General features: G+C 70.5%; 10 protein-coding genes. 1 reads left to right on the top strand and 9 read right to left on the bottom strand.

Translation table 11 applies throughout. The features are described 5' to 3' along the window. Window positions 1-119 precede the first annotated feature (119 nt). The 9 genes from WH07_RS32600 to WH07_RS32560 all read right to left on the bottom strand — a co-directional run bounded on the left by WH07_RS32600 (window position 120) and on the right by WH07_RS32560 (window position 10766). Complete coding sequence (locus tag WH07_RS32600) at window positions 120-734, bottom strand: hypothetical protein (RefSeq protein ID WP_046508154.1); 615 nt, start codon at window positions 732-734, stop codon at window positions 120-122. Between the two features lie 252 nt (window positions 735-986). Continuing rightward, on the bottom strand, window positions 987-2444 hold the full coding sequence (gene ahcY, locus WH07_RS32595) for an adenosylhomocysteinase (RefSeq protein WP_046508152.1): 1458 nt from the start codon (window positions 2442-2444) through the stop codon (window positions 987-989). A gap of 307 nt (window positions 2445-2751) precedes the next feature. Further along, window positions 2752-3738: a cation diffusion facilitator family transporter gene (locus WH07_RS32590; protein WP_046508150.1), complete on the bottom strand. Its 987-nt coding sequence runs from the start codon at window positions 3736-3738 to the stop codon at window positions 2752-2754. Window positions 3739-3825: 87 nt separating this feature from the next. After that, window positions 3826-4995, bottom strand: coding sequence for a mannose-6-phosphate isomerase, class I (manA, locus tag WH07_RS32585; RefSeq protein WP_046508148.1), 1170 nt, complete (start codon window positions 4993-4995; stop codon window positions 3826-3828). Window positions 4996-5243: 248 nt separating this feature from the next. After that, entirely contained in the window at window positions 5244-6383 is a 1140-nt protein-coding gene (locus WH07_RS32580) for an SIS domain-containing protein (RefSeq protein WP_046508146.1), read from the bottom strand. A 75-nt stretch (window positions 6384-6458) separates the two neighbouring features. After that, entirely contained in the window at window positions 6459-6641 is a 183-nt protein-coding gene (locus WH07_RS32575; RefSeq protein ID WP_046508144.1) for a Trm112 family protein, read from the bottom strand. Window positions 6642-6900: 259 nt separating this feature from the next. Further along, window positions 6901-8292, bottom strand: a complete 1392-nt coding sequence (locus WH07_RS32570) for a phosphomannomutase/phosphoglucomutase (RefSeq protein WP_046508142.1) — start codon at window positions 8290-8292, stop codon at window positions 6901-6903. Between the two features lie 163 nt (window positions 8293-8455). Next, a complete protein-coding gene (locus WH07_RS32565; RefSeq protein ID WP_046508140.1) occupies window positions 8456-10072 on the bottom strand; it encodes an L-lactate permease in 1617 nt (538 codons plus the stop codon). 268 nt (window positions 10073-10340) lie between these two features. Beyond that, window positions 10341-10766, bottom strand: coding sequence for a DUF3499 domain-containing protein (locus WH07_RS32560; RefSeq protein ID WP_046508138.1), 426 nt, complete (start codon window positions 10764-10766; stop codon window positions 10341-10343). A 274-nt stretch (window positions 10767-11040) separates the two neighbouring features. Between WH07_RS32560 and WH07_RS32555 the strand changes: the two genes are divergently transcribed. Then, the gene (locus WH07_RS32555) at window positions 11041-11469 is read left to right on the top strand and encodes a metallopeptidase family protein (protein WP_079023747.1); all 429 of its coding nucleotides are present in this window, start codon (window positions 11041-11043) and stop codon (window positions 11467-11469) included. Window positions 11470-11624: the final 155 nt, after the last annotated feature.

Here is an 11624-nt window from a genome sequence, read left to right as displayed (position 1 = left end):
CCGCTGCCCCTCTTCCCCCCGCCTCTACGCCTTCTCGGCCCTCGTCGCCCGAGGCGCCGCCGGCCACGGGGTTCGCCCCGCCGGCATAGCTGTGGCCGGCTGTCCTCCGGGCCTGCCCGTCAGGACATGGCGGAGGGCGGTGTTTCGAGGTCTTCGAGTTCGATGCCGGGGGCTGAGACGACCACGTCCCCGGCGAGGTGGACGGTGTGCTGTTCACCGGTGTCCAGAGCGCTGACCTGGTACTCGTCCACGATCAGGGGGCCATTGTCAGTGGCGTACGCTTCACTGTTCACCAGCGCCCAGGACTGATCGACGGTCCGGGGTGCCAGTACGGGCTGGGTGAAGGCGACGAGGCGGACGCGGGTCGCGGGGGAACCTGGGGTGAGCCGCAGAAGCCTCGCTGTCGCTACGAGAAAGGCGGGGGACATGCCGGTGAAGGCATGGGCGCGCACAGTGCCTTCGGTGGCATGGGCGCCGGAGGGGTCGGTACGGACCCAGGTGACGCCGTCCAGGGCGGCGCCTCGGACCTGCCAGCTCGCGGCGTGGAGTTCGAGACGGATGGGGCGGCCGAGTTCGTCGAGGGCCAGATCGACGGAGCCGGCGTGGCCGCCGGAGGGAGTGGTGATCTGGGAGACATAGCGCCAGCCGGAGGGGCCTGGCGCGCAGTGGAAGTGCTCATCACCGAGAGGGGAGTGATCATGCGGATCATGGAGCGAATAACGGCCGCGGGGCATGGGGGCTTCCAGGTCTTTCGAGTCCTTCGGAGACTTCGGGCCCTTCGGCGAGTTCGGGTCCTTCGGATCGTCGCCGACTGACTCGCCTGCTGACGTTCTTCCGCGTACGCGCATACGCACGCGGACGGGTGTGCCTCGGCCACGTGCTCGTCGGTGCACGGAACAGGCCCCCGACACGGGGGTGCGGGGGCCTGTCCGGTACCGCCGGGGTCCGCTGCCGTGGCTCAGTGGCAGCGCGTCAGCGGGGGTGGATCAGTAGCGGTAGTGGTCCGGCTTGTACGGGCCCTCGACGGGGACACCGATGTACGAGGCCTGCTCCGGGCGGAGCGTCGTGAGCTTCACACCGAGCGCGTCGAGGTGGAGGCGGGCGACCTTCTCGTCCAGGTGCTTGGGCAGCACGTAGACGTCGGTCGGGTACTCCTCCGGCTTGGTGTACAGCTCGATCTGGGCCAGGGTCTGGTCGGCGAACGAGTTGGACATCACGAACGAGGGGTGACCGGTCGCGTTGCCCAGGTTCAGCAGACGGCCCTCGGACAGGACGATGATCGTCTTCCCGTCCGGGAAGGTCCAGGTGTGGACCTGCGGCTTGACCTCGTCCTTGACGATGCCGTCGATCTTGGCCAGGCCGGCCATGTCGATCTCGTTGTCGAAGTGACCGATGTTCCCGACGATCGCCTGGTGCTTCATCTTGGCCATGTCCGAGGCCATGATGATGTCCTTGTTGCCCGTCGTGGTCACGAAGATGTCCGCGATACCGACGACGTCGTCGAGCGTGGAGACCTGGTAGCCGTCCATCGCCGCCTGGAGCGCGCAGATCGGGTCGATCTCGGTGATGATCACGCGGGCGCCCTGGCCGCGCAGGGACTCGGCGCAGCCCTTGCCGACGTCGCCGTAGCCGAAGACGACCGCGACCTTGCCGCCGATGAGGACGTCGGTGGCGCGGTTGATGCCGTCGATCAGCGAGTGGCGGCAGCCGTACTTGTTGTCGAACTTCGACTTGGTGACGGCGTCGTTGACGTTGATCGCCGGGAACAGGAGGACGCCGTCGCGCTGCATCTCGTACAGCCGGTGGACACCGGTCGTGGTCTCCTCGGTGACACCGCGGATCTCGGACGCCAGGCGGGTCCACTTCTGCGGGTTCTCGCCGAGGGTGCGGTTGAGGAGGGTCAGGATGTGACCGTACTCCTCGCTGTCCGCGGTCGCCGGGTCCGGGGCCTCGCCGGCCTTCTCGAACTCGACGCCCTTGTGGACGAGGAGGGTGGCGTCACCGCCGTCGTCGAGGATCATGTTCGGGCCGCCGGTGGGGGTGTTCGGCCAGGTCAGGGCCTGCTCCGTGCACCACCAGTACTCCTCCAGCGTCTCGCCCTTCCAGGCGAAGACGGGGACGCCCTGGGGGTTGTCCACGGTGCCCTCGGGGCCGACCGCGATGGCGGCGGCGGCGTGGTCCTGGGTGGAGAAGATGTTGCAGGACGCCCAGCGGACCTCGGCGCCGAGGGCGGTCAGGGTCTCGATGAGGACCGCGGTCTGCACGGTCATGTGCAGGGAGCCGGTGATACGGGCGCCGGCGAGCGGCTTGGTCGCCGCGTACTCCTTGCGGATCGACATCAGACCGGGCATCTCGTGCTCGGCGAGCGTGATCTCCTTGCGGCCGAACTCGGCGAGCGAGAGGTCGGCGACCTTGAAGTCCTGTCGGTTGGCGACAGTCGTCATAGCGAGCTGCTCCTCGTGGATCGGGTCGAGGGTGGGTGCGTACGGCTGGCTCTGCGGCGAAGGGCATACGAATGCCCGAGCGCTCGCGGGTCAGTCCGTCGGAGGCCCTCTCTCCCTCGGCCGGTCCGCTGGCGGACCGCCCGACCGCCATCAGCAGCGACGTCTGGCACTGGTCACGAATCTACACCGACCGGCCCAGCGGCCCACAGTCGAACGAGGAAGAGAGGGCGATGAGATCGAGTCAGACGGGATCAGGTCGAAGGACGGGACCGAGTCACAGCGGGATCAGTGAGATCGGTGAGCGAGGTCAGTGAGCGACGTCCGGGGCGGCGGCACCTGGGCCGCCGGGCGCCTTGCCGGGGTTGGTGCCCGCGACGGCTGCCGACTCGCTGTAGATGTCCGGCTCCAGATAGATCACCCGGGCGATCGGGACCGCCTCGCGGATCCGTGACTCGGCGGCGTCGATCGCGCGGGCCACCTCGGCGGCCGTGTCGTCGTGCTGTACGGCGATCTTGGCGGCGACCAGGAGTTCCTCGGGGCCGAGGTGGAGCGTACGCATGTGGATGATGCCGGTGACGACGTCGCCGTCGACGATCGCCGCCTCGATCTTCTCGACGTCCTCCGTGCCCGCGGACTCGCCGAGGAGCAGGGACTTCGTCTCGGCGGCCAGGACCAGCGCGATCAGGATGAGGAGGACACCGATGCAGAGGGTGCCGATGCCGTCCCAGAGGCCGTCGCCGGTGGCCAGGGAGAGGCACACACCGCCGAGCGCGAGAATCAGGCCGACCAGCGCGCCGAGGTCCTCCAGGAGTACGACGGGGAGTTCGGGGGCCTTGGCGCGCCGGACGAACTCGCTCCAGGAGAGCGAGCCACGGGTGGCGTTGGACTCCTTTATCGCCGTACGGAAGGAGATCGACTCGGCGATGACCGCGAAGACGAGCACCCCGACCGGCCAGTACCAGGCCTCGATCTCATGGGGGTGCTTGATCTTCTCGTAGCCCTCGTAGATGGCGAACATGCCGCCGATCGAGAACAGCACGATGGAGACGAGGAAGGCGTAGATGTAGCGCTCGCGCCCATAGCCGAAGGGGTGCTGCGGCGTCGCCTCCCGCTGTGCCTTCTTGCCGCCGAGAAGGAGCAGCCCCTGGTTGCCGGAGTCCGCGACGGAGTGCACGCCCTCCGCGAGCATCGACGACGAACCGCTGAACGCGAACGCCACGAACTTCGCTACTGCGATCGCGAGGTTGGCGCCCAGTGCCGCCACGATCGCCTTGGTTCCGCCTGACGCGCTCATGCGTGCGTGGTGTCCCTTCCTCGGTGCCGCGGCCCTGGCGCCGCGGTACGGCGGGACATTGTTGCAGCCGTGAGCGGGGGCGGTGAATCAGACCACCACTGTGGCGCGGAACACAGTGCCCGTACCGGACAGTTCGGCCTTCTCGCCCGCGGGGACGAACACCGAGGCGCCGGGTGTCAGGTCCAGATCGTTCGCCCGGGGGGTGCCCTCCGTGCAGAGAAGTATCTGGGGGGTGCCGGCCGTGAGATCGCGGGGTGCGGCGCCGGGCGCGAGGGCGAAGCGGGAGAGCCGGAACTCGTCGATGGGCGTCTCGTACAGCTCCTCGCCGGAGGGCGATGCCTGCGGGCGAAGCACATCCGGCTCGCTCGCTTCGAAGCGCACGATCCGGAGGAGTTCGGGAACGTCCACGTGCTTGGGGGTGAGGCCGCAGCGCAGGACGTTGTCGGAGTTGGCCATGATCTCGACGCCGAGGCCGCTGAGATAGGCGTGCGGGACGCCCGCGCCGAGGAAGAGGGCCTCGCCGGGCTGGAGTTGTACGTAGTTGAGCAGCATGGCGGCGATGACACCGGGGTCGCCGGGGTAGTGGCGCGCGATCGATGCGTACGGCGCGTAGTCGCCGCCGAGCCGCTCGGCGGCTGCGGCTGCCTCGGCCACGGTGGCGGCCATGGCGGCGGGGTCGGCGCCGAGGACGGCGGTCAGGACCTCGCGCAGCGCGGCCTCTTCGGGGTGGGCGTGGAGGAGATCGACGTACGGCTTGAGCGAGTCGACGTCCAGGCGCGCGAGCAGTTCGCCGGCTTCGGCGGGGGCGCGGAAGCCACAGAGGCCGTCGAAGGGGGTGAGCGCGCAGATCAGTTCGGGCTTGTGGTTGGCGTCCTTGTAGTTGCGGTGGGGGGCGTCGACGGGGACGCCCCGGCGCTCCTCGTCCTCGTAGCCCTGGTTCGCCTGGGCGAGATCGGGGTGGACCTGGAGGGAGAGGGGGGAGGCGGCGGCGAGGAGTTTGAGGAGGAACGGCAGACGGGGGCCGAATTTCCGGGCCGCTGCCGCGCCGAGTTCCGCCTCGGGGTCGGCGTCGATGAGGTCGGAGAGCGCCTGCTCACCGTGGGCGGAACCGCGGTCGAGGCGCGAGGGCGCTCCGGGGTGGGCCCCCATCCACATCTCCGCCTGGGGCTCGCCGGTGGCGGCGGTCCCGAGCAGTTCCGGGATGAGGGTCGTGGAGCCCCAGGCGTAGGGGCGCACGGTGTTCGACAGGCGGTCCATGGGATGAGCTTTCTGCTGCGGGGAGGGACGAGTCGGGGGTGACGACGTGGGGTGTGCGCCGACGGCGCGGGTGTGGTGCCGACGAAGGTTCCCACGCCGTACGAACAGTTGCCGTACGAAGGGTCGCCGTACGGAGGAGCGCTGTACGAAGGAGCGCCGCACGAAGGAGCGCTGTACGAACGGTCGCCGCGCGAAGGAACGCCGCGCGAAAGATCGTACGGAAGCGGGTCATGTCGTACGGAAGCGGGTCATACGGGGGCGCCTCCGGCAAGGGCCAGATAGACGGTGGCGAAGTCGGTGACGGCGATCAGCTCGGCGAGGGCTTCGAGTTCGCTGCCCTCTTCGGGTTCGAGTTCGCTGATGGCGGTGTCATGGCCCAGGGCGAGTTCGCGGGCCGCCGGGGCCGCGGTGAGCCCGCCGACCGGGCGGTCACGGAGCAGGACGATCCGGGCGCGCAGGGGCTGGCGCTCCTCGACCCGGTCGCGGAAGAAGTCGTCGGGGTCGGCGCCGCCCGCGAAGTCACCGGCGAGCAACGCGCCATGGGCGGGGAGGGCGTCCGGAAGCTGGGCGGCGAGGGCGGGCCGGCCGGCCAGCTCGGCCAGTACGGCGGCGAAGCGGCGCCCGGCGGGGGCCGCGGCCGTGCCCTCCGTCCAGATCAGCGGGAGGCTGTCGGCCAGTTCGGCGGCGAGGGTCTTGGCCGGGTTGCTGTATGTCGCGATGGCGGGGCCGCAGCGCTCGGCCGTACGGTCCAGCCGGTCGGCGACGAGTTGCAGCGTCCCGGTCGGCGCGCTGATCAGGCCGACGCGGTCGAGGAGGGAGAGCAGCGGGACGAGCAGGGCCCAGAGCGCGCCGGGTCCGGCGACCTGGACGGGCTCCCGCTCCAGCCACTCGTTCGGCGCGGCGGCCATCGGCAGCAGGAGACCGCGCGAACCGTCGACCGCCTCGGTCAGGGGCGACTGCCGGGGTGCGACGGCGACGACCGTACAGCCGCGGCGGTAGGCCTGTTCGGCGAGGAGGGCGAGGCCGGGTTCGCCGCCGTCGGTGGTGACGATCAGCAGCAGGTCCACCGGGCCAGCCCAGCCCGGGAGGGCCCAGCGCAGCGCGCCGGCGGCGGGGGCGACACCCGTGGGGCGCAGCCGGGTGACGGGCGCGGTGCCGCCGGCCAGGGCGTCGATCAGATCGGCGACACCGGTGGCGGCGGCTCCCGAGCCCGCGATCAGTACGGCGCGGGGGCGGCCCTCGGGGGCGAGCGCGGCGATTCCGGCCTCGGCGGTGTGCCGCAGGGCGGTACGTACCCGGGCGCCGGCCTCGGCGGCGCCGCGGAGCAGTCCGCGGCGGTCGGCGCGGGCCAGCGCGTCGGGAGCGTCGAGCAGCGACTCGTCGAGCATGGGATGGGCCTCCGATCGCCCGGCGCGGGACGCCGTGGCGCGCTTGGTGGGGCGCCTGGCCTGGAAGGGGGGTGGTCAGGCGGGGCGGCGTGCCTCGTCCACGAGGAGAACGGGGATGTCGTCCCGTACCGGATAGGCCAGGCCGCAGTCCTCACCGGTGCAGATCAGCTCGGGGGTGTCGGCCGCCGTGCGGTCGCTGAGCGGCGCGTGGCAGGCCGGGCAGGCGAGGATCTCCAGGAGGCCGGCTTCGAGCGGCATGGGAGTGGTGTCCCTTCGAACAGGCGAGCAGAAACGGGTGGATCGGGCCACGTCAGCCTACCGCCGAGGGCCGGGGTGGGGCTCACTCGATGGTTTCCGCGATGACGCCGGGCTCCGCCTTCCTGAACTCCAGGTGGTGAACTCCAGTGGCCGAACTCCAGGTGCTGAACTCCTGGCGCGCCCGGCCCCCGGTCCAGGAGCCGGTTCCACCGCCTCAGGAACGGATCAGGAAACGGATCAGGAGCGAAGCACGAGTGGATCAGGAACGGATCAGCGCCAGTGCCTCGTCCCTGATCCTGGCCATCGTCGCCGGGTCGCGCGCCTCCACGTTCAGGCGCAGCAGCGGTTCCGTGTTGGAGGGGCGCAGATTGAACCACCAGTCCGCACCCGTCACCGTCAGCCCGTCGAGCTCGTCGAAGGTCACGCCCTCGCGCACCGCGAAGGCCTCGCGGACCGCGGCGGTACGGGCCTTCTGGTCGTCCACCGTGGAGTTGATCTCCCCGGAGCCGGCATAGCGGTCGTACGAGGAGACCAGCGCGGACAGGGGTCCGGCCTGGCCGCCGAGGGCCGCGAGGACATGGAGCGCGGCGAGCATGCCCGTATCGGCGTTCCAGAAGTCGCGGAAGTAGTAGTGCGCGGAGTGCTCGCCGCCGAAGATCGCCCCGGTGGCGGCCATCTGCTGCTTGATGAAGGAGTGGCCGACGCGGGTGCGGACGGGGGTGCCGCCCTGCTCCCTGACGACCTCGGGGACCGACCAGGACGTGATCAGGTTGTGGATCACCGTGGAGCCCGGGTGCTTGGCCAGTTCGCGCGCCGCCACCAGCGCGGTGATCGCCGACGGGGAGACGCCGGCGCCGCGCTCGTCGACGACGAAGCAGCGGTCGGCGTCGCCGTCGAAGGCCAGGCCGAGGTCCGCGCCCTCGGCCAGGACGCGGGCCTGGAGGTCCACGATGTTCTTCGGGTCCAGCGGATTGGCCTCGTGGTTCGGGAACGTACCGTCCAGCTCGAAGTACATCGGCACCACGTCGAGCGGCAGGCCGGCGAACACGGTGGGGACCGTGTGTCCGCCCATGCCGTTCCCCGCGTCCACGACGACCTTCAGCGGGCGGATGGCGGAGAGGTCGACCAGGGACAGCAGATGCGCGGCGTACTCGGACAACGTGTCACGCTGTGTGATGGTTCCCGGTCGCGTCGCCGGCCGTACCCCCGGCCGTTCCACGGAGCCCGGCGCGCCCGCGTCCAACGCGTCCAGCCAGCCCTCCACCAGCGTACGGATCTCCGCCAGGCCCGTGTCCTGCCCCACCGGAGCCGCGCCCGCCCGGCACATCTTGATGCCGTTGTACCGGGCCGGGTTGTGCGAGGCCGTGAACATTGCGCCCGGCAGCTCCATGCTCCCCGACGCGTAATACAACTGATCGGTGGAGCACAGCCCGATGACCGTGGCGTCCGCTCCGCGCGAGACGGCTCCCCGCGCGAAGCTCGACACCAGTCCGGGCGAGGAGGGCCGCATGTCATGGCCGATGACGATCGCGTCGGCGCCGGTGACCTGGACGAAGGCGGCGCCGAAGAGTTCCGCGAGCCGGTCGTCCAGTTGGTCCGGGTACACCCCGCGCACGTCGTAAGCCTTCACGAGCTGCGACAAATCGGCCACGGCCACCCCTCCATATGTGCTGCCACTGCGCCCACGACGCAGCCCACGCCAAACTACCCAAGCCGGGGACCCGGAGACGTCGGGCCGGGGCCCGGGGACGTCGGGCCGCCACCCGTAGACGTCGGGCGGCCACCCAGGAACGCCGGGCCGGGCCCCGGGGACGTCAGGGCAGCATCCATCCCAGCACAGCCGTGCTCTGCCCGACCACGATCAGGCACATCACGAGGAGAAGCCCCAGACTCCACGGCAGCACCTTGCGCAGCAGATCCCCCTCCTTCCCCGCCAGCCCCACCGCCGCGCACGCGATCGTCAGATTCTGTGGCGAGATCATCTTGCCGAGCACTCCCCCGGAGCTGTTCGCCGCCGCCAGCAGCTCGGGCGACAGGCCGGATTCGCTCGCCGCCGTGACCTGGAGCGCGCCGAAGAGCGCGTTGGCCGAGGTGTCCGAGCCCGAGACCGCGACTCCGAACCACCCCAGGATCGGCGAGAGGAACGCCAGCCCGGCGCCCGCCGCCGCGACGAAGTGGCCGATGGTGGCCGCCTGTCCGGAGAGGTTCATGACATAGGCGAGGGCCAGTACGGAGGTGACGGTGAGGATGGCGTAGCGCAGTTCGCGTACCGTGCCCACCCATTCCCGCGCCGCGTCCCCCGCCCGTACGCCCAGTACGGCGGCCGTGAACAGACCCGCGAGCAGGACGAGGGTGCCGCCCGTGGCCACGAGCGGCAGGGAGAAGACATTGGCGCCGACCGGCTTACCGGCCGAGTCCGCCACATCGAGGAAGGGCCAGTCGAAGAGCCGGGTCGCCTTCGCCAGCAGGTCCTTGACCGGCGGGATCTGGGCGGCCGAGAAGATCACCACGATCAGTCCGTACGGCGCGTAGGCGCGCAGCACTTCCGGTCGCGGATCCTCGCGGTCCAGATCCTCGCTCCGTACGCCCGTGAGGACCGCCGCCCGTACCGGCTCCGCCGCGGGCTTGCGTGCCGAGGGCACCGCCACCAGGGCCGCGGCCCCCGCCAGCGCGGCGCCGATGTCGGCGAGCTGGGCGGATACGAAGTTGGAGGCGGCGAACTGCGCGACGGCGAAGGCGATTCCGCAGGCCAGCGCGGGCACCCAGGTCTCGCGCAGCCCGCGCCTGCCGTCGACGAGCCCTATCAGCACGAGCGGTACGACCAGGGCGAGCAGCGGGGTCTGCCGGCCGACGACTGACGCGACCGTGTCGAGCGGCAGTCCGGTGACCTGAGCCAGTGTCACCACCGGCGTGCCCATGGCGCCGAAGGCCACGGGCGCGGTATTGGCGACCAGCGAGACGACGGCGGCCTTGACCGGGTCGAAGCCGAGCGCGACCAGCATCACCGAGCAGATCGCTACGGGCGCGCCGAAACCGGCGAGCGCTTCGAGCAGCGCGCCGAAGCAGAAGGCGATGACGAGCGCCTGGATGCGGGGGTCGTCGGAGAGGCGCCCGAAGGAGCGCCGCAGGATGTCGAAGTGCTGGGTACGGACCGTCATCCGGTACACCCACAGGGCGTTGACGACGATCCACATGATCGGGAAGAGCCCGAAGAGCACCCCTTGGGCACCGGCGGAGAGGGTCTGGCCGAGGGGCATTCCGTACGCGAGCCAGCCGACGGCGATCGCGACGGCGAGGCCGATGAGCCCCGCGAGGTGCGCTTTCATCCGTACGGCACCGAGCAGGATCAGCACGGTGGCCAGAGGTAACGCGGCGACGAGGGCGGAGAGTGCGAGTGAGTCGGCGACAGGTTCGAGTTGCTGTACGAACACGACAGTCCTCCGGATTCCGCGATACGGAAACTGATCTCTCACGAGTGCAGGAATGGTCGTGTCCGCGACAAGTGAAGGTCAATGGCCCGCACAGGATCCGTAGCGGAAATCGGGAAGGGGACCCACGCCAGCAGGGCAGGGACTCACACCAGCGGGGCGGGGACTCACACCGGGAAGGAGACTCGCGTCGAGGCGAGAGCTCACATCGGGGAGGGGGCTCACACCAGGAAGTGGGCTCGGAGAGAAGCACTCAGAGCGAAACAGCGGCTCAGGACTCGGGCGAGCGCAGCACCCGCAGATGCCCCCGGCGCCCGACCTCCATCGGATCCGCCCCGCGCGCCGGCTTGCCACCGCCTTCGGCCGCGCGCTCCTGGGGGCGGGCGGCTTCCCGTACGGCGTTGGCGAGCGCCTCCAGATCATCGCCGCTCGGGCGCGCCGGAGCCGAGCCGTCCGTCAGCCGGACGACCTCCCAGCCGCGCGGCGCCGTCAGCCGCTCGCTGTGCTCCGCGCACAGGTCGTAGCAGTGAGGCTCGGCGTAGGTGGCGAGCGGGCCGAGGACCGCGGTCGAGTCGGCATAGACGTACGTCAGTGTCGCGACAGCAGGGCGGCCGCACGCGGTGCGCGAACAGCGACGTACAGGGCTCACGACGTTGGACGGTACCGCACTCTTGAGCGGGCCGCGACGACTCTCCACCAGGTCACTCCCCCGTGTCGCACCGTGAGTTCGGCCACAACTTGGCTGGAAGCAACCCCTCTGACCTGCACGGGAAGACGCGTGACGGGATAGCGACAAGCTGTCACCCAGTCACCACTTGGTACAAAACCTGTCAAGAGCAATGAGATCGGTGATCGCAGCACCGTATGCATTCGAGCCCAACCTTGGCCGGAATGCTCAATATGCGACATGAGGTACGAGCGGGGCGACGGCGCGTTCGGTGGGCGCCGGGGAGGGCTACCCTGCGTCAGTGATGGACAGTCCCGTACCGCCCCGCCCGATCGAACCACGACCGCGCCGGCGCGACCGACACGGCCGCGGAATGCGCGGACCCGTCGCACCTCCGCAGGTGCCGCTCTCCAGCAGTCGCTCGGAGTCGTTCCGTGATCTTGTCCGGGATTCCGTGGACCGGCTGGAACGGCGCTGGCCGCAGCTTGCGGATGTCGAGTTCATGGTGATGGACGTGCCCACCACTCAGGAGGAGACCGTACCGCTGGGCAGTTCGGTGCCCGCGGACAAGGAGCAGCCCGCGCGCATCCTCATCTTCCGGCGGCCGGTGGAGATCCGGACCAAGAACCGCGACGAACGCGCCATGCTGGTGCACGAGGTCGTGGTCGAGCAGGTGGCGGAGCTGCTGGGGCTGGCGCCGGAGTCGGTCGACCCTCGGTACGGGCAGGAGTAGCACGGCGACGGCCGCGGTTGGAACCCCACCAGGTCAGCACCCGCCGGCCCGGCGGCGGGGCCCCGATCGGAGCCCCGCCGCCGCACACTCAACCCCCGGACCCCGCCGCCCGGGTCCCTGGCCGGAGCCGCTCCAGGCCGCTGGCCCCTCTCCCT

The organism is Streptomyces odonnellii (assembly GCF_000981895.1).
Lineage (GTDB): Bacteria > Actinomycetota > Actinomycetes > Streptomycetales > Streptomycetaceae > Streptomyces > Streptomyces odonnellii.
This window is presented reverse-complemented; position numbering and strand designations above follow the sequence as displayed.

Coding starts and splice junctions, on each gene's coding strand:
- WH07_RS32600 (WP_046508154.1), bottom strand. CDS start 734: ATGCCCCGCGGCCGTTATTCGCTCCATGATCCGCATGATCACTCCCCT.
- ahcY (WP_046508152.1), bottom strand. CDS start 2,444: ATGACGACTGTCGCCAACCGACAGGACTTCAAGGTCGCCGACCTCTCG.
- WH07_RS32590 (WP_046508150.1), bottom strand. CDS start 3,738: ATGAGCGCGTCAGGCGGAACCAAGGCGATCGTGGCGGCACTGGGCGCC.
- manA (WP_046508148.1), bottom strand. CDS start 4,995: ATGGACCGCCTGTCGAACACCGTGCGCCCCTACGCCTGGGGCTCCACG.
- WH07_RS32580 (WP_046508146.1), bottom strand. CDS start 6,383: ATGCTCGACGAGTCGCTGCTCGACGCTCCCGACGCGCTGGCCCGCGCC.
- WH07_RS32575 (WP_046508144.1), bottom strand. CDS start 6,641: ATGCCGCTCGAAGCCGGCCTCCTGGAGATCCTCGCCTGCCCGGCCTGC.
- WH07_RS32555 (WP_079023747.1), top strand. CDS start 11,041: ATGGACAGTCCCGTACCGCCCCGCCCGATCGAACCACGACCGCGCCGG.